This window comes from Escherichia sp. 10290 (assembly GCF_030295155.1).
Classification (GTDB): Bacteria; Pseudomonadota; Gammaproteobacteria; order Enterobacterales; family Enterobacteriaceae; genus Escherichia; species Escherichia coli_F.
In genome coordinates this window covers 602,585-623,425 of the sequence record NZ_AP025741.1, presented here as the reverse complement: position 1 = coordinate 623,425, position 20,841 = coordinate 602,585, and the positions used below count along the sequence as shown (strand labels likewise).

General features: G+C 59.9%; 1 pseudogene. It reads right to left on the bottom strand.

Going from position 1 to position 20,841, the window contains the following annotated elements:
* Positions 1 to 20,774: pseudogene (siiEA, locus tag QUE74_RS02860) on the bottom strand (BapA-related adhesin SiiEA).
* Positions 20,775 to 20,841 lie beyond the last annotated feature (67 nt).

The following is a 20,841-nucleotide window of genomic DNA, read 5'->3' as shown; positions in this document are numbered from 1 at the left end:
CTACACCACCATCAACTGATGATTCGCCAGTAAGGTGGCGAGGTCGGTATGCACGCCCGTCAGCGTGACCACGTTAGTTGTCGCAAAGCCGCCGCCCGTGCCGTCACGGTCGATCTGCACGATGGTGTCGCTGCCGCTCTGGGTGACTTTGACAAAATCACCGATGTTCCCGACCTGGGCATCCAGCGTTGCCACACCGTTGACATAGCTAGCTTTGCCGTTTCCGGTGTAGCCGCTGCCCTGTAACAGTTCACGAATATCAATGCGATCGGTGTCGGCGGTGCCTTCCCAGGTGCCTACCGTAAAGCCATTCACCACGTCCGAACCGTTGCCCCCGGTGGCGTCACTGGCGTTAAGCAGTTTATAGAGCAAGGTATCGTGGCCGCCGTTGCCGATGTTGAGCGTGTCGTTACCGCCGCGCCCTTCCAGTTGGTTATCGCCGCTGCTGCCGGTCAGAGTGTCATTAAAATTCGAGCCGGAAATCCCTTCGATATTGGTAAATGTCGAGGTATTAAAACCGGTGGCCTGTGCAGTGGTGACGCTTAAGTTAGCGGTGACGCCCACCGTTGAGAGACGGAAATCGACCACGTCCATGCCGCCGTTCGCCAGCCAGGTTCCTGTGCCGGAGCTGTACACCCAGCCGCCGGAACCGTCGTAGGTGTCGGTGCCTGCGGTGGCGAAGAAGGTGTCGTTATAGCCAGTGCCGACAAACTTGCCGTTGTTGCTCGCCGTACCCGCTTCAGCACTGAGATCGTAAGCGTGAGTAGCATCGGTGGCCTGTAAGCCGCCCCATGTGGTGTTTACCGTCTGGTCGATATTGCTGGCGGTAGTACCGGTGGATTTGATCAGCACCGCGTTGTAGGTTTCTCCCGCGTTAAGTCCGTAGAAGTTGACCAGCGCCGAGGTGTCGTTAACGCCCATTCCCGACTGCGGGTTGATGATTTGTGTCGCCACCAGCACACCCGCCGAGTTGTACAGCTTCACGGTATTGCCGTAATAGACGTTAATACCGTTAGGATCGGTGATACGCAGGTGCAGCGAGGTGCCGTAGCTCACCGTGTTGGTGTTGCGGATCAGGAACACGCTGCCCGACTGTTTGGTCACCAGCACATCCACCGCGCCGTCCCAGTCGTAGTCCATTGCCGCCACGCCGCTGGTAGTGCCGCTCTGGCTGCCACCGAGTGCCGATTGTGTCCAGTTACTGGCGTTACTGACGTTGGTATAAAGATACGACTGCCCGGTCTGGGCGATACGGGCGATGTCCATTAACCCGTCATGATCCCAGTCGACGGCCAGGCTGAATTGACTGGCGTAGGTGGTTGCCGTCGCGCCGACCGCCACCGGGCTACCCAGCACGCCGTTGGTGTTGAATAACAGCGAGCCGTAGTTAGCTCTTCCCTGGCTGGCGGGCAGGAAGAGATCCATATCGCCGTCACCATCGAAATCGGCCCATGTCATGGAAACGGATGCCGAGTTTCCCCCCGAGCCAGGACTACTGAGGAAAGTATTGACGGTGTTTTGTCCCCAGACGAAGGTGCCATTGCCCTGACTTATCAACGATGAGAGGGTGAAGTTGTTGTTCAGGTTGAAAGTGTGCTGAACCAGATCAATTCTGCCGTCATTATTGAGATCGACACCGGAACCTTCGTTGAGTGACAGATAACCGGTTACCGCCCCACCGACCGTAGCACTCCCCCCGTTATTAGCGGTGGTGGAGTTGCCTGTCAGGGTGCCGGCGTTGTTCCACAGGAAGGTATTAGAGTCCGGTCCACCGGCGTCGCCAATCCAGAAATCAAGATAACCGTCGCCCTCTTTATCGAACGCCACAATCGAGCCATACCACGTCAGGGTGCCAACGTTCACCTGGATGGCGCTGGAAAACGTACCATCGCCGTTATTAGTAAAGCCGTTGATATACCCCGTGCCGTAGTCATCACGGGTAATAAACAGATCGCCCGTACCGTTACGGTTGTAATCGGCGATGGAGCTGGTGGCATAGTTGTTGCCACTTTGCACCAGCGTCAGGGCGGTTTTCGACCAGGTGAGCGGATCGGTGGATTGCATAATTTGCTGGTTGGCCAGCACTGTCCACATCCCGTGTGTGTCGAGGCCGTAGGTCAGCCCCCATGCGGTGGATTTGCTGGTGGTGGTCCAGGTCGGTGTGTAATCTATCGCCGCGTTAACCGTCACCGTGCCAGTGCTGACGTTAGCGGTGTTACCGTTACCCGCCGAGCTTTTTACCTGCGCGGTGACGTTATAGGCGGTCGCAGACGCCGCCAGCGCGTCGGTATCCGGCAGTTGCACATACCAGGTGTTGTGCGCCGGATCGACCACCACCGCACCGCCCGGTTGCGAGGTGTAAGTTTTGCCGTTGATCACCACTTCAACATACTGCCCACTGGCAAGTGCCGCCGTGATTACGCCGCTGATAATCGGCGTGGTATCGCGTGTGGTTTGATTGGTGATTTGCGCAAGCGTGGTCGGAATAGAGGTATCGACAGTCAGGATAAAATCGCTGGAGGAGGTGATATTCCCTGCCAGATCCACCACTCGTGCGCTGTAGGTATAGGCACCGCTGACCAGACCACTGTCGCTGTAAGTCCAGTTCAGCGCGCCGACCATCGTTACCGCACCTAACAGCAGACCGTTACGGTAGAGGTAAACGACTTCACCGCTGGCAAGCGGCGCAGAGAGCACGCCGTTTAACAGCGGCGTAGTGTCGTCGGTGGCCTGCGAACTGCTTAATGTCCCCTGCCGCTGCCCGACATCATCGGTATACGACACAATGGTCGGCGTGGCGGTGGGGTTAATCGTATCGACCACCACCGTTTTCGATACCACCGGGCCTGTATTTCCCGCCAGATCCAGCACCCGTACCTGATAAACGTAGCTGCCGTCGGTCAGCGTGCGGCTGTCAGTGTAAGTCCACTGCGTACCGTTGGTGGTGAGCGTGGTCCAGGTCGCGCCGCCATCGAGGCTAATCTGCGCCACTTCGCCGCTGGCAAGCCCCGCCCCCAGCGAACCGGTCAGCGTGAGCGTGGTATCGCTGGTGATAAAGTCGGTGGCCGAACTCCCCGTATCGGTGCTGATGCTGGCGATGGTGAGCACCTGCGCCGGGTTAACGGTGTCAATCTGCGCCGACTGGCTGCCGGTTGCGCCAACGTTGCCCGCTAAATCAACCACCCGCACCTGCCAGGTGGTGGTGCCGTTGGTCAGCGTACGCCCGTCCACATATGTCCAGTTCAGACCGTCTGCGGCAACGGTCACGTTCACCCAGGTTGAGCCGTTGTCGGTACTGATTTGCGCGAACTCATTAGCGCCGAGCGCCGCGCCCAGCACGCCGCGCACGGTAAGCGTGGTGTCGCTGGTAATAAAATCGCTGCTGCTGGCTCCGGTGTCATCGCTGATACCGGTAATAGTGATGCTTTTCGCCGCTTCCGGGATGATGGTGTCGACCACCACATTTTGCGTCGCGGTCTGCCCGACGTTCCCCGCCAGATCCACCACCCGCACCGTGTAGTTCCAGGTGCCGTCGGTCAGTGTGCGACCATCGGCATAGCTCCAGCTGGTGCCGATAACGGTTAACGTAGCCCAGGTAACGCCACCATCAAGGCTGATTTGCGCCCGTTCATCTGCCGCCAGCGCCGCGCCGAGCGTCCCGCGCACGGTCAGCGTAGTGTCACGGGTCACAAAATCGCTGCTGCTTAACCCGGTGTCATCGCTGATGCCCGCAATGACGATGGTTTTGCTCGCCAGCGGCGCGGTGGTATCCACGGTGACTATCTGGCTGGCGGTCGCGCCGATATTTCCGGCGGTGTCGATCACCCGTACCTGATAGTTGTAGTTACCGTCGGTCAGCGTGCGCCCGTCAAGATAAGTCCAGGTTAATCCATTTACCGCCAGATTCTGCCAGGTGGTGCCGCCATCGATACTGATTTGCGCGAACTCACCAGCAGAGAGCGCCGCGCCGAGCGTACCACTCACCGCAAGCGTCGTGTCGCTGGTGACAAAATCATTAGTAATCAGACCTGTATCGGTGGTGATCGCGCTAATGGCGATGGTTTTCACCGCGGGATCTGGCGCAGTAGTGTCGATCACCACATTCTGGCTATCAGTCGCCCCGACGTTGCCCGCCGCATCAATAACCCGCACCTGATAGAGATAGTTACCATCGGTCAGCGTGCGGCTGTCGTTATAGCGCCAGGTCGTGCCAGTAACGGTAAGCGTGCTCCAGGTTATACCGCCGTCGATACTGATTTGCGCCGTCTCGTTACTGGCAAGCGCGGCGGTGAGTGAGCCGTTGACCACCACCGGGCTGACGCTGGTGATAAAGTCGCTGGCGCTAAGGCCAGTGTCGGCTTGCAGGGAATCAATATTAATGCCCATCGCCGGGGCGCTGAGATCGACGGTAATGGTGTGATTGCTGCTACCGATGTTGCCAATGGCATTGCTCACCGAAGCGTTAATCACATAGGCATTGCCGTCCGCCAGCGCGGTGACATCGGCGCTGCCGAGGGTGTAGCTCCAGCTACCGCCGGTCTGTACCGTGGTGGTGTAGGTTTTGCCATTTAAGGTCAGGGTTAGCGTCTGCCCGACCGGTGCGGTCGTGGTGCCGCTGATAACCAAAGACGCGCCGTGTTCCGCCGCGTTCACTACATCATCGCCCGCAAAGGTGTTGATGGTGACGGTGGGCACGTCGCCATTCAACGTCACGCCACGGCTGGCGCTACCGGGGTTTCCAGCCTGATCGCTGACCGTCGCGCTGATGGTGTAGCTGCCGTCGCTTAATCCGGCAAACTGCTGCGCCGGAATAAATACCGACCAGCTTCCGCCACTGCCGACCGTTGCGGTCCAGGTCTGTCCGTTAAAGGTGACGGTGACAGTCTGACCTACTTCGGCGGTGGTGGTGCCGCTGATAGTCTGCCCGGCAAGCTGTTCGGCGTTGTTGATAATATCGTCACCCGCAACGGTGGCGATGGTGACCGTCGGCGCAACGGTGTCAACAGTCAGGGCGTGCGTGGTTTGACCGGGGTTACCGGCGCGATCGTTCACGCTGGCGGTAATGGTCTGCGCGCCTTGCCCGAGTGCTGCCAGATCCGCCGCAGGCACGTTCAGCGCCCAGGTGCCATTGGCGGCAACCGTGGCGGTATAGGTTTTGCCGCCAAAGGTGACAGTGACCGTCTGCCCCACTTCCGCGCTGGTCGAGCCGTTAAGGGTTAACGGCTGCTGCTGTTCGGCGGCGTTGAGTCGGTCATCCGTCGAAACGGTATTAATGTTGATAACCGGTGCGGTGAGATCCACCGCCACGCTGCGCGAGGCCGTGGCGCTGTTTCCTGCGCTGTCCTGGGCGGAGGCGCTAACCGTGTAGCTGGTGCCATCCGCAAGTGCCGCGACGTCTGCCGCCGACACATTCACGCTCCAGCTCCCGTTGTTCTGAATGGTGGCGCTGTAGCCCTTGCCATTAAGCAACACGGTCACCACCGTGCCTGTCGCGAAATTAGTGCCAGTGCCGCTCAGGGTCAGCGCACTGCCTGCTTCGGCGGCGTTAATAATATTATCGCCACTGATGGTGCTGACTGAGAGCGACACCACCGCCGTATTGACCTGCACGTTGTGCGTCTGCGTGCTGCTGTTGCCTGCGCTGTCGGTGATGGTGGCGCTGATGGTCACCGTGCCGTCTGCAAGGCCGGAAACCACGCTGGCTGGCACGCCAACGCTCCAGTTGCCGCTGGCATCGGTGCTGGTGACATACTGCAGCCCGGCGATGGTCACCACCAGGCGGTCACCCGCCACCGCGCCCGTGGCGGTGCCGCTGATAATCTGCGCCTGAGAGTGTTCGACGTTGTTAATCACGTCATCGCCTGCCACGGTGTTGAAGCTGATGACGGGCGCGGTGGTATCGACGGTGACGCCTTTGCTGGCGCTGCCAGGGTTACCCGCCAGATCGCTGACCGTGGCGGTCAGGGTGTAGCCGTTATTAGCAAGTGCGGTTAAGTCACTGGCAGGCAGCGTTAAGCTCCAGCTGCCGTCTGCCTGCACCGTGGTCTGGTAGTTAGTGCCGTTTAGCGTGACGGTGAGCGTTTGCCCGGTTTCCGCGGTGCTGGTGCCGGACACCGTGACGCCCGCCGCCGCTTCGCTGGCGTTGATGATGTTATCGCTGGCAATGGTGTTGATGGTCACCGTTGGCGCAGCGCTATCGATGCTGTATTCATGCGTTGCCGTGGCGCTGTTGCCGTTGACGTTAGTCACCCGTACCTGGGCGCTGGCATCGCCGTCACGAAGAGCCGCCATATCCGCTGCCGGAACGGTGGTGCTCCAGCTACCGTTTGCCGCCACCGTGGTGGTGTAGGTTTTGCCGCCAAAGGTAATAGTAACGGTTTGCCCCGCTTCGACGCCGGACGTGCTGCCGGAAAGCGTTAGCGCCGCGCCTTTTTCGGCGGCGTTAATCACATCATCAGGGGTAATAGCGTTAATGCTGATGGCGACGGTAGTGAGATCAACGCTCAGCGGATGGGTAATGCTGGTTTGCGTTCCGGCACTGTTCGCGCCGCTAACGGTAATATTCAGCGTTCCCGCAGGCCAGTTACTGACATCCGCCGCCGGAATGCCGACGCTCCAGGTGCCGTTCGCCAACACCGTGGCGGCATAAGTTTGGTTATTTATCACCACGGTCAGCGCCGTGCCTGCCGTAAAGCCGGAGCTGCTCCCGGTAATCACCTGCGCCTGAGCGTGTTCGATGATATTGACCACATCATCTCCTGCGACGGTATCCACCCGCAGACCGGGCAGACTGGCATCGATGGTGATATCGCGCGTGCTGCTGCCGGTGTTGCCAACGGCGTTGGTCACCGAGGCATTAACCGTTAATTCACCGTTACCCAGCGCCTGCCAGTCGGCGGCAGGCACGCTCACATTCCAGCTTAAATCTGGCTGGACGGTGGCGGTGTAAGTTTTACCGCCCAGCGTAACGGTGACGGTGCTGCCCGCCGCCGCACCGGTTACCTGGCCGCTGATGGTTTGCGCGCTGCCCGCCTCTGAAGCGTTGATAATATCGTCCGTCGCCACCGGATTGATGGTGACGCCCGGCAGCGCGGTATTGACCTGTACGTTATGGCTGGCGGTGCTGCTGTTGCCCTGAGCGTTGGTAACGCTCGCCGTGACGCTGTAGGTGGCTTCGCCAAGCGCACTGACCGCCGAGGCGGGCACGGTGACGCTCCAGTTGCCGGAGGCGTCGGTAGTGGCGCTGTAGTTTTGTCCATTCAGCGTGACGGTGATCGCCGTACCCGCAGGCTGATCGCTGGTGCCGGAAAGCGCCAGATCAGATCCTTTTTCCGTCGCGTTGATCACGTCATCGCCCGCGATGGTGTTGATGCTAATCGCTGGCGCGGTGAGGTTAACAGTGACGGTTCGGCTGGCGTCGTCGCTGTTGCCCGCCCTATCGCTAACGCTGGCGGTGATGCTCTGTGCGCCGCTACCGAGCGCCGTAACATCCGCCGTCGGTACGCCAACGCTCCAGTTACCGGAGGCATCCAGCGTCGTGGTATACGTTTTGCCATTGAGCACAACGCTCACCACATCGCCCGCTTCCCCGCCCGTGCTGGTACCGGAGATCACCAGCGCCTGGGCGTGTTCGGCGTCGTTGATGATGTCATCGCCCGCCACGGTGTTAATGGTGAGAACCGGCGCGGTGGTGTCTACCGCCAGATTATGGCTGGCGCTGCCGGGATTGCCCGCTTTGTCGTTGACCGTGGCGCTGACGGTGTAATTGCTTGCAGTCAGAGCGCCCAGGGCTGAAGTGGGAACGCTGACGCTCCAGCTACCGTCCGCCTGTACATTGCCGGTGTAGGTTGCGCCGTTAAGAGTGACGGTCACCGTCTGTCCGGTTTCGGCGGTGCTGGTGCCGCTGATGGTGAGCGGGCTTCCGGCTTCCGTGGCGTTAAGAATATCGTCGCTGGCGATGGTGTTAATGGTGAGCGTCGGTGCGCTGGCGTCAACGCTATACGCATGAGTTGCCGACGCGCTGTTGCCGCTCGCGCTGCTGACACTGGCCTGCACGTTCGCCGCGCCGTCTGGCAAGGTTGCCAGATCTGCCGCTGGAACGTTCACGCTCCAGCTACCGTTAGCGGCGACGCTTGCGGTGTAGTTTTTGCCGCCAAAAGTGACGGTAACGGTTTGCCCACTTTCAATTCCGCTGGTGCTGCCAGAAAGGGTCAGATTGGTGCCTTTTTCGGCGGCGTTAATCACGTCGTCGCTGGCAACGGTGTTGATGCTGATTGCCACCGCCGTTAAATCGACGGTGAACGGATGGCTGACGCTGACCGGGTTTCCGGCGCTGCTCTGGCCTGCCACCTCAACGGTTAACGGCCCCGCAGGCCAGGCGCTGACGTTTGCCGCTGGAATGCCGACGCTCCAGCTCCCGTCTGCCTGTACCGTGGCAGAATAAGCCACACTGTTGATGGTAACCGTCAGCACAGTACCTGCATTCAGGCCACTACTGCCACCAGTGATCACCAGTGCCTGACCATGCTCGATGCTGTTGACGATATCATCGCCCGCCACGGTATCCACCCGCAGCCCCGGCAGGTTGGCATCAATGGTGATATCCCGCGTGCCGCTGCCGGTGTTGCCATTCGCGTTGGTGACCGAGGCGTTAATGGTCAAATCGCCATTTCCCAACGCCTGGAGATCGGCTGCCGGAACGGTGACGCTCCAACTTAAGTTGCCCTGTACCGTAGCGGTGTAAGTGTTACCGCCCAGCGTCACGGTGACTGTATCGCCTGCGGCGGCGCGGGTCACCACCCCGCTGATGGTTTGATCGGCCCCGGCTTCGGCGGCGTTGATAATATCGTCGTCAGCCACGGTATTGATGGTGACGCCTGGCAGGCCGCTGTCGACCAGTAAATTCGCCTGGCTGCTGGCGGTGTTGCCTGCCGCACTGGTGGCGCTGGCGCTGACGGTATAGTTAGCCTGACCTAAGGCCGCCAGATCGCTCACCGGTACGGTTAAGGTCCAGTTGCCTGCTGCGTCGGTGGTAGCGCTGTAGTTATGACCGTTGAGCGTGACGGTAACCTGTGCGCCGGTCGCCAGCCCCGTACTGCTACCGCTGATGGTCAACGGCTGGCCTTTTTCATCGGCGTTCAGGACGTTATCGCTGCTGATGGCGTTAAAGGTAATGGTCGGCAGCCCGGTATTGACCGTCACCTGATGGGTGGCGCTGCCGCTGTTTCCGGCGGCGTCAGTGACGCTGGCGTTAATGGTCACCGTGCCGTTTGCCAGTGCCGAAACAACGCTTGCCGGGACGCCGACGCTCCAGTTGCCGCTGGCATCCAGCACCGTGGTGAAGGTATTTGTGCCGATAGTCACCGTCACGGTGTTACCGGTTGCCGCACCCGTGGCGGAGCCGCTGATAATCTGCGCCTGGGCGTGTTCCGTCGCGTTGATCACATCATCACCCGCGACAGTGTTGATGGTGACGACCGGAACGGAAGTATCCACCGTCAGGTTGTGGTTAACCGAGGTCGGGTTTCCGGCCTTGTCGCTCACCGCCGCGCTGACGGTGTAGATGCTGGCGGTCAGAGCGCTTAAGTCGGCTGGCGGTACGCTGATACTCCAGCTGCCGTCCGTTTGTACCGTGCCAGTATAGTTTGCGCCATTGAGCGTGACGGTCACCGTCTGCCCGGCTTCCGCCGTGCTGCTGCCAGTGATGGTCAGCGCCGCACCCGCTTCGGCGGCGTTAAGAATATCGTCGCCCGCAATGGTGTTAATGGTCACCGTTGGCGCGGTGGCATCGACGCTGTAAGCGTGGGTAGTGGTGGCACTGTTGCCGTTAACGTTGCTGACGCTGGCCTGTGCGCTGGCATCGCCATCACGCAGGGCCGCCATATCTGCCGCCGGAACCGTGGTGCTCCAGGAACCATTCGCCGCGACGCTTGCCGTGTAGGTTTTGCCGCCAAAGGTCACGGTGACCGTTTGTCCGGCTTCGACGCCGGAAGTGCTGCCGGAGAGCGTTAACGCCGCGCCTTTCTCAGCGGCGTTAATCACATCATCGGCGGTAATGGCGTTGATGCTGACCGCCACCGCCGAGAGATCGACAGTCACCGGATGGGTGACGCTGACCGGGTTTCCGGCAGTAGTGCTGCCGCTCGCCGTAATCGTCACCGCCCCCGCAGGCCAGGCGCTGACATCCACCGCCGGAACGCCGACGCTCCAGGTGCCATCCGCCAGTACCGCCGCAACATAGGTTTGCCCACTGATGGTCAGCGTGACGTTGCTGCCCGCTGCCAGACCGGAGCTGCTGCCGGTAATCACCAGCGCCTGATCGTGCTCGATAATGTTGACCACATCATCGCCCGTCACGGTGTCAATCCGCAGACCGGGCAAATTCGCGTCTATGGTGATTTCACGCGTGCCGTTGCCGGTATTGCCTACGCTGTTTGTCACCGAGGCCGAAATGGTCAGTTCACCGTTGCCCAGCGCCTGTAACGCCGGGGCCGGAACATCGACGCTCCAGCTAAAATCCGCCTGCACCGTGGCGGTGTAAGTCGCCCCGCCGAGCGTGACGGTCACCGTGTCGCCAGCCGCAGCACCCGTGACCAGCCCGTTGATAGTTTGATCTGCCCCTGCTTCGGCAGCGTTAATAATATCGTCCGTTGCCACAACGTTAATGGTGACGCCCGGCAGCGCGGTATTAACCTGCACGTTATGGCTGGCGGAACCGCTGTTACCATCGGTGTCAGTGGCGGAAGCGGTCACCGTATAACTGGCTTCACCGAGGGCGCTCACCCGTGACGCCGGAACAGTCACGCTCCAGTTCCCGGAAGCATCGGCAGTGGTGGTGTAATTTTGCCCGTTGAGCGTAACAGTTACCTGCGTGCCCGCAGGCTGGTTGCTGGTGCCGGAAATCGACAGATCCGCGCCTTTCTCCGTGGCGTTGATGATGTCATCGACGGCGATGGTGTTAATGGCGAGTATCGGTGCACCGAGCGCCACGCTGACAGTGTGCGAGGCCGTGCCGCTGTTGCCTGCGGAGTCGGTAACCGTGGCGGTAATGGTCACATCGCCCTGGGCCAGCGCGGAAATCACGCTGGCAGGCACACCGATGCTCCAGTTGCCGTTGGCGTCCAGCACGGTGGTGTAGGTGGTCGAGCCAATCGTCACGGAAACCGTGTTACCCGTCGTCGCGCCCGTTGCCGAGCCGCTGATAATCTGCGCCTGAGCATGTTCCGTGGCGTTAATCACGTCATCGCCCGCTACCGTGTTAATGGTGACGACCGGAGCGGCAAGGTCTACCGTCAGGTTATGCGTTGCCGAGGCCGGATTTCCGGCTTTGTCGCTTACCGAGGCGTTGACGGTATACGAGCTGGCAGTGAGGTTAGCTAAATCGCCAGTTGGTACGCTGACGCTCCAGCTCCCGTCTGCCTGCACGTTGCCGCTGTAATTGATGCCGTTTAGCGTCACGGTCACTGTCTGCCCGGCTTCTGCGGTGCTGGTGCCGCTGATAGTCAGCGCCGATCCCGCTTCGGCGGCATTAAGAATATCGTTGCTGGCAATGGTGTTGATGGTGACGGAGGGCGCGGTGGCATCGACGCTATAAACATGCGTTGCCTGGGCGTTGTTACCCGCGACGTTGCTGACGCTGGCCTGGACGTTTGCTGCGCCATCCGGCAAGGTTGCGAGATCGGCGGCTGGGATCGTCAGCCCCAGGTATTATCCGCGGCAACCGTGGTGGTGTAGCTTTTGCCACCGAAAATAACGGTAATGGTCTGCCCCGCTTCCACGCCGGAGGTGGTGCCGGAAAGCTGCAAATCAGTGCCTTTTTCGGCGGCGTTTATTACATCGTCAGTGGAGAGTGTATTGATGGTAATCGCCACGGCAGCGAGATTGACCGTGACCGGATGAGTAATGCTGGTTGTGGTTCCTGCGGTATTGGTGCCAGAGACGGCAATATTAACCGTCCCCGCAGGCCAGTCAGCCACGTCCGCTGCCGGAACGCCGACGCTCCAGGTGCCATCGGCGAGTACCGTTGCGCCGTAGGTGACGTTGTTGATGACTACCGTCAACGCCGCGCCCGCCGCCAGTCCGCTACTGCTACCGGTGACCACCAGCGCCTGAGTGTGCTCAATGCTGTTAATCACATCATCGCCTGCCACGGTATCGACCCGCAGGCCTGGCAGATTGGCGTCTATCACGATGTCGTGCGTTGCGGTGCCAGTATTATTTGCGGAATTAGTCACCGAGGCGCTGATGGTCAGTTCACCGTTACCCAGCGCCTGCAAATCTGCCGCAGGCACGCTGACGCTCCAGCTTAAATCTGGCTGCACGGTGGCAATGTATTGATTACCACCAATAGTGACAATCACCGTATTCCCCGCAACCGCCGTCCCCGTAACCTGTCCGCTGAGGGTCTGGTTAACGGCGATTTCAGCGGCGTTGATAATGTCATCACCCGCCACAGTATTAATGATTACCCCTGGCAGGAGCGATTCGACATTCACCGTATGGGTAGTACTACCGCTGTTACCCGCGCTGTCGGTGGCGCTGGCGCTAATCGAATAAACCGCCTCGCCCAGTGCGCCGACCGCCGAAGCCGGCACGGTAACGCTCCAGTTGCCGGAGCCGTCGGTGGTGGCGCTGTACGCCAGGCCGTTCAACATCACGGTGACCGTAGTGCCTGCCGCCAGGCCGCTGGAGACGCCGCTGATGATCAGATCCTGGGTTTTCTCCGCATTATTAATAATGTCATCACCGGAGACAGTGTTAATGGTCAGCGTCGGGCCACTGAGATCAACGGTCACATCGTGAGTCGTGCTGTCGCTGTTGCCCGCGCGATCGCTCAGGCTGGCGGTGATGGTCTGGCTACCGGTTGCCAGTGCCGTGACATCCGCCGCCGGAATACCCACACTCCAGTTACCGGAGGCGTCCAGCGTTGTGGTGTAGTTTTTACCGTTCAGCGTGACGGTCACCACATCGCCTGCCGCCGCGCCCGTACTGGTTCCGCTCACCACCAGCGCCTGCCCGTGTTCGATGGCGTTGATAATGTCATCGCCCGCGACGGTGTTAATGGTGAGATCCGGCGCGGTCACGTCCACCGCCAGTGCATGATCCGCGCTTGCCGGATTGCCCGCTTTGTCGCTCACCGTGGCGGTCACGGTATAACTGCTGGCGGTTAATCCGCTTAAATCTGTCGCCGGAACGTTCACACTCCAGGTGCCATCGGCCTGGACGGTAGTCTGGTACGTGTTGTTATTGAGCGTGACAGTCAGCGTCTGCCCGGCCTGCGCCGTGGTGGTGCCGCTGATGGTTATCCCCGCGCCCGCTTCGCTCACGTTGAGAATATCGTCGCTGGCGATGGTGTTGATGGTCACAAGCGGCGCGGTGGCATCGACGCTGTACGCGCGATCGGCCTGGGCGCTGTTGCCGTAAATGTTGCTGACACTCGCCTGCACGTTGCCCGCGCCGTCCGGCAACGCAGCGAGATCGGCAGGCGGCACATTCACCGTCCAGCTACCGTTGGTTTCCACAGTGGTGGTGTAATTTTTGCCGCCAAAGGTGACGGTCACCGTCTGCCCGGCTTCTACACCGCTGGTACTGCCGCTCACCACCAGCGTTTCGCCTTTTTCGACGGCATTGATCACATCATCGCCGGAGAGAGTGTTAATGGTTATGGCGACCGCCGCCAGATCGACGGTAACCGGATGGGTAATGGTGGAGGTTGTTCCGGCACTGTTGGTGCCGCTTACCGTGATATCCACCGTACCCGCAGGCCAGTTGCTGACGTCTGCCGCCGGAACGCCGAGGTTCCATGTGCCGTCGGCTAACACCGTGGCAGCGTAAGTGACGTTGTTAATCACGACCGTTAATGCCGTTCCTGCCGTCAGCCCGGTGCTGCTACCTGTTATCACCAGCGCCTGATTGTGCTCAATGCTGTTAATAACATCATCGCCCGCTACGGTATCGACCCGCAAACCAGGCAGATTGGCATCGATCGTAATATCGCGCGAGCCGCTGCCGGTATTACCAACGTCATTGGTGACCGAGACGTTAACTGTCAGGTCGCCGTTACCCAGCGCCTGAATATCCGCCGCTGGAACGCTAACACTCCAGCTTAAATTAGCCTGCACCGTGGCGGTGTAGGTGTTGCCGCCCAGCGTGACGGTAACCGTATCCCCCTGCGCTGCGCCCGTGACCTGGCCGCTGATGGTCTGGGCGTTACCAGATTCAGCGGCGTTAATAATATCGTCAGTCGCCACTGCGTTAATGGTGACGGCAGGCAAGGCGCTGTTGACCAGCACATTATGGCTGGCGGAATTACTGTTGCCTGCCGTATCAGTGACGTTCGCGGTTACTGTGTAGTTAGCTTCACCCAACGCGCTAACCGCTGACACTGGCACCGTGGCGCTCCAGTTGCCACTGCTATCGGTGGTAGCGGTGTAATTTTGTCCGTTCAGCGTCACTGTAATGGTGGTGCCTGCGGGCTGATTACTGGTGCCAGTAATTTGCAGATCCGCGCCTTTTTCTGTGGCGTTAATCACGTCATCGCTGGCGATAGTGTTGATGCCAATGGTTGGCGCGGTGAGATTTACGGTGACCGTGCGGCTGGCATCATCGCTGTTGCCTGCCGCATCGGTAATGGCCGCAGTGATGGTTTGCGGGCCGCTGCCCAGCGCAGTGACGTCTGCTGCCGGAACGCCGACGCTCCAGTTGCCGGAGGCGTCCAGCGTGGTAGTGTAGGTTTTACTGTTTAACGTGATGGTGATGACATCGCCCGCTTCGCCGCCAGTGCTGGAACCGGAGATCACCAGCGCCTGTCCGTGTTCGGCGGCGTTAATGATGTCATCGCCGGAGACGGTGTTAATGGTTAAAACTGGCACGGTGAGATCCACCGCCAGGCCGTGAGTGGCGGTCGCCGGGTTACCCGCTTTGTCGCTTACCGAGGCGCTGACCGTGTACGGGCTGGCGGTCAGATTGCTGAGATCTGTTGTCGGCACGCTGACGCTCCAGCTACCGCCCGCCTGAACGGTGCCGATGTAAGCCACACCATTAAGCGTGACGGTTACCGTTTGCCCCGCTTCGGCGGTGCTGGTGCCGCTGATGGTTAACGGATTTCCCGCCTCAGCGGCGTTAAGAATATCGTCGGTGGCGATGGTGTTAATGGCAAGCGTCGGGGCCGTGGCATCGACGCTATAGGCGTGGGTTGCCGAAGCCGTGTTGCCGTTAATATTGCTGACACTGGCCTGTACCGTGGCGTCGCCGTCACGTAACGCGCTGAGATCGGCGGTGGGTAGCGTAGTTGTCCAGCTACCATCGCCCGCTACGGTAGCGATATAGGTTTTGCCGCCAAAGGTGACGGTGACGGTTTGCCCCGCTTCCACGCCGGAAGTGCTGCCGGAAAGGGTTAAATCTGCCCCTTTTTCGGCGGCGTTAATCACATCATCGCCGGAAACGGTGTTAATGGAGATCGCCACCGCCGCCAGATCGACGGTGACCGGATGGGTGATGGTGGAGGTTGTTCCGGCAGTGTTAGTGCCGCTTACCGTGATATCCACCGTCCCCGCAGGCCAGTTGCCCACATCTGCCGCCGGAACGCCAACGCTCCATGTGCCATCGGCTAATACTGTCGCGCCATAGGTGACGTTATTGATCACCACCGTCAGCGCCGCGCCCGCCGCCAGCCCGCTGCTGCTACCGGTTATCACCAGTGCCTGACCGTGCTCGATGCTGTTAACCACATCATCGCCCGCCACGGTATCAACGCGCAGACCTGGCAGATTGGCATCTATCACAATATCGCGCGCACCGCTGCCAGTATTACCCACGCCGTTGGTTACCGAGGCGTTAACTGTCAGGTCGCCATTACCGATGGCCTGAATATCCGCCGCCGGAACGTCCACGCTCCAGCTAAAATTGCCCTGCACAGTAGCGGTGTAGGTTTTCCCGCCAAGCGTCACGGTAACCGTATCGCCCGCCGCCGCGCCCGTCACCTGGCCGCTGATGGTCTGCGCCACGCCCGATTCCGCCGCGTTAATAATATCGTCGGTCGCCACCGGATTAATGGTGACACCCGGCAGCGCGGTATTCACCTCCACGTTATGGCTGGCGGAATTGCTGTTGCCCGCGCTGTCGGTGACGTTCGCCGTCACCGTGTAACTGGCTTCGCCCAGCGCACCGACGGCAGAGGCTGGCACCGTGGTGCTCCAGTTGCCTGCGGCGTCCGTCGTGGCGGAGTAATTTTGCCCGTTAAGCGTCACCGTAATTGTGGTGCCTGTTGGCTGATTACTGGTGCCGGAAATTTGCAGATCCGCGCCTTTTTCCGTGGCATTAATCACGTCATCGCTGGCAATGGGGTTGATGCCAATGGTCGGCGCGGTAAGGTTAACGGTGACCGTGTGCGTCTCGTTGTCGCTGTTGCCAGCCACATCGGTAACGGTCGCCGTCACGGTTTGCGGGCCGCTGCCCAGCGCAGAGACATCCGCAGCCGGAACGCCGACGCTCCAGTTGCCGGAGGCATCCAGGGTGGTGGTGTAGGTTTTATTGTTTAGCGTGACGCTGACGATATCGCCCGCCTCCCCGCCAGTGCTGGAACCGGAAATCACCAGCGCCTGCCCGTGTTCGGCGGCGTTAATAATATCATCGCCCGCAATGGTGTTAATGGTCAGTACCGGAACGGTGAGATCCACCGCCAGATTATGCGTGGTGCTCGCCGGGTTGCCCGCTTTGTCATTAACCGTGGCGGTCAGGGTGTGGCTGCCATCCGTCAATGCCTCAAGGTCTGCCGCCGGAATAGTAATACTCCAGCTGCCGTCGGCCTGTACCGTTGCCTGATAGGTCTGCACGGTCGGGCTATTGAGCGTTACCGTAACAATCTGCCCCGCTTCAGCGGTGGTGGTGCCGCTCACCGTCACACCCGCATCGGCTTCGCTGGCGTTGACGATATTGTCGCTGGCGACGGTATTGATAATGATGGTTGGCGCGCTGCTATCGACGCTGTAGTTATGCACCGCCGAGGCGCTATTGCCATTGATATTGCTGACGCTGGCCTGCGCGGAGGCGCTGCCCTCAGGTAATGCTGCCAGATCGGCGGCAGGAACGGTGGCAGTCCAGCTACCATCGCTCGCCACGCTGGCGGTGTAATTTTTCCCGCCAAAGGTGACGGTGACGGTTTGACCGGGTTCTACATTCGTGGTGGTGCCGGAAAGGGTTAAATCAGCGCCTTTTTCTGCGGCGTTAATCACGTCGTCCGTAGCGATGGTGTTGATGGTGATCGCCGCTGGCGTGAGATCGACCGTTACCGGATGCGTAATGCTTATCGGATTTCCGGCGCTACTTTCCCCGGACACAGTAACCGTCACTGTTCCCGCAGGCCAGGCGCTAACCTGCGCCGCCGTGACGCCCACGCTCCAGCCACCATCGGCCAGCACCGCAGTGGTGTATTCCACATTGTTAATCATAACGGTAAGCGGCGTGCCTTCTGCCAGCCCCGAGCTGCTGCCGCTGACCACCAGCGCCTGCCCGTGTTCGATGATATTGACCACATCATCACCCGCCACCGTATCGACCCGCAGACCGGGCAGATTGGCGTCGATGGTGATATCCCGCGTGCCGCTGCCGGTGTTGCCGTTTTGATTGGTGACCGAGGCGCTCACCGTTAAATCACCATTACCCAGCGCCTGAATATCCGCCGCCGGAACGCTCACGCTCCAGCTTAAACCGGCCTGCACGGTGGCGGTGTAAGTATTACCGCCAAGCGTAACGGTTACCGCGTCGCCAACGGCGGCTCCGGTAACCTGCCCGCTGATGGTTTGCGCAACGCCCGCTTCGGCGGCGTTAATAATATCGTCGGTTGCCACCGGGTTAATGGTCACGCCGGGCAACGCGCTGTCGACCAGCATGTTATGGCTGGCGGTGGCGCTGTTACCGATACCGCTGGTCACTGCTGCTGTCACCGTATAGTTGGCCTGGCCCAAGGCGGTTACCGCCGATGCCGGAACGGTGACGCTCCAGTTGCCGGAAGAGTCGGTCGTGGTGGTGTAATTTTGCCCGTTCAGCGTCACTGTGATGGCGGTATTGGCAGGCTGATCGCTGGTGCCGGTAATCTGGAGATCGGCTCCTTTTTCGCTGGCGTTGATCACATCATCGCCCGCGATAGTGTTAATGCCAATCACCGGCGCGGCGGTATCAACCGTGACGGTCAATGACTGGCTGCCGCTGTTTCCAGCGCGGTCAGTCACTGAAACGTTGATCGGATAACTGCCGTCCACCAGTCCGCTGACAACGGAGGCCGGAACGCCCAGACTCCAGTTGCCGGAAGCATCCACCACCGTGGTGTAATCCACATTATTCAGCGTCACGGTGACAATATCACCCGCCTGCGCGCCGGTGACCGTGCCGCTGATAATTTGCGCCTGAGTGTGTTCCGGCGTGTTAATGACGTTATCGGTTGCCACCGGATTAATGGTCACCACGGGCGGCGTGGCATCGACCAGCGCCACCCGTGAGACGCTGGTCGGATTACCCGCGACATCGTTCACGCTGGCGGTCACCGTGGCGTTGCCGTCAGCCAGTACGCCAACGTTGGCGGCGGGAACGGTCACGCTCCAGGTGCCATCTGACTGCACGACGCCCTGATAGGTCTGCCCATTAAGCGTGACGGTCACCGTCTGCCCCGACTGGGCGTCGGTGATGCCAGTGATTTGCAGATCCTGACCACTTTCGGCGGCGTTGATGATGTTATCAGCCGTCAGCGAGTCAATGCTTAAGGCCGGGGCCTGGCTGTCGACGGTAATGGTGCGGGAGGTGTTGCCGGTATTGCCGCTGAGATCCGTCACTGAAGCGGTAATCGCCACCGCGCCGTCAGGCAGATTTCCCATCGCGGCGGCAGGTACCGTCAGACTCCAGGAGCCATCGGCCTGTACGGTAGTGGTAAAACTCTGTCCAGCCAGGGTTACTGTGACAGTTTGTCCTGTCTCGGCCTGTTGAGTGCTACCGGTAAGGGTCAGTGGCGCACCTTTTTCTGCGCCACTGATAATGTCATCGCCGGAGACGGTGTTAATGGTGATCAACGGAGAAACACCGACCAGCGTGATTGCTCGAGACGCCGCGCCGGTATTTCCTGCAGCATCTGTCACGGTGACGAAAATCGTATTGGCTCCGCGATCCAGCGTGCGGGTTACCGCCGGGTCCAGTGCCACATTCCAGCTGCCATCTGCCAGCACGATGCCCGTCAGGACATGAGTGCCCAATTTCACCGTTACCGTATCGCCTGGAGAAGCACCGCTGACTTGTCCGGAGATGATCTGCGCGACGGCCTGCTCGGCATTATTAAGAATATCGTCGCCCGCCACGGTGTTAACGCTGACCACGGGTGCTGAGGTGTCTACCGTGAAATTCGCGCTGTTGCTGGTGGTGTTCCCTGCCCGATCGCTGACACTGGCATTGACAGCGTAGTTCCCCTCCGCCAGTGCCTGGACCTCCGTGGCAGGCAGCGTCACTTGCCAGGTTCCGTCGCTACCGACGGTTGCTGAATGGCTTTTCCCGTTAACGTTCAGTGTTACGGTTTGCCCGGCTTCTGCGTTCGAAGTGCCGCTCACTACCAGCGCGGCGTTATGTTCTGAGGCGCTGACAATGTTGTCCTGAGCGATGGTGTTGATAGCAAGTGTTGGCGGCTGGGTATCGACCGTTAGCAGCTGCGCTCCGGTGACCGTATTGCCCGTGGCATCTTTCCCACTGACCAGCACCGCCTGATTCCCTTCGCCTAACGCTTGCGCGTCGGCGGTCGGCACCTGCACGCTCCACGCGCCGTTAGCGCCTACGCTGGTGGTGTAGGTTTTACCATTTAGCGTGACGGTGAGTTCGGTTCCCTGCGCCAGGTTGCTCGTCGTGCCAGAAAGCGTAAACCCGGCGGCCTGTTCGCTGGCGTTAATGATGTTATCGCCTGCGGTGGTGGCAACCTGTACGACAGCCTGACTATTGTCGATGGTTAACGTTATCGACCCAGCGTTGGTAATGGTGCTGCCGACGATTTGCACCACTGACCAGGTATGTTCGCCCGCGCTTTGTGTGGGTAAATCGACGCTCCAGCGCCCGTTGCTGTCTACCTGAGTGCTGGCGATAGTATTGCCGTTACTGTCTTTGATCTGAATGGTCGCCCCCGCCTGACCGCTGCCGCTAAAGGTTGGCGTGGTGTCATCGGTGATATCGTTGGCGGAAAGAATACCGCGTTGATCGCCCTGATTATCGGTTACCAAAAACGATGGCGTGGCATTGCCGGGTTCGGCTGGCGGTGGGTTGTTAACCACTTCAGTTTTTGAGTCATCATCACCACCGCTTGCCAGTAAAGCGCCAAGCGCGCCACCACCTACCGCGGCACCCGCTAACCATCCCCACGGGAAGGCACTGGTCTGAGCGACGGTATCAAGATACGGCGCAATGCTTTCAATTGCGGTAGTCTGAGCGGTCAGCTCCACGGGCGCTAATCCACCCGCCGCGGTATCGGCAAAGGTGACATGAGTCAGCTGTTGACCATCGGCAAACACCAGTTGAGATTGTTCGCTGGTATTTGCCGCTTGCAGGAAATAACCGTTGCAGCGGATCACCGTGCCGTCTTGCATATAGATCAACAGGTCATTTCCGTCACGGACATAACGCACAACGGCAGATGCCTGAGCATGAACCTGCACTACAGAGGGCTCATAAATGACAACCGTAACGTCGCCTGGATTAATCAGCGTTTGTTTGACGGATGTTTTTCGCGAAATAACATCAATAATCAGGCTCATAATGGCATTCCTGATAAATGGCGCACATCCTTAGCGAGTCCATTTATCTAAATAAGACAAAGGTAAT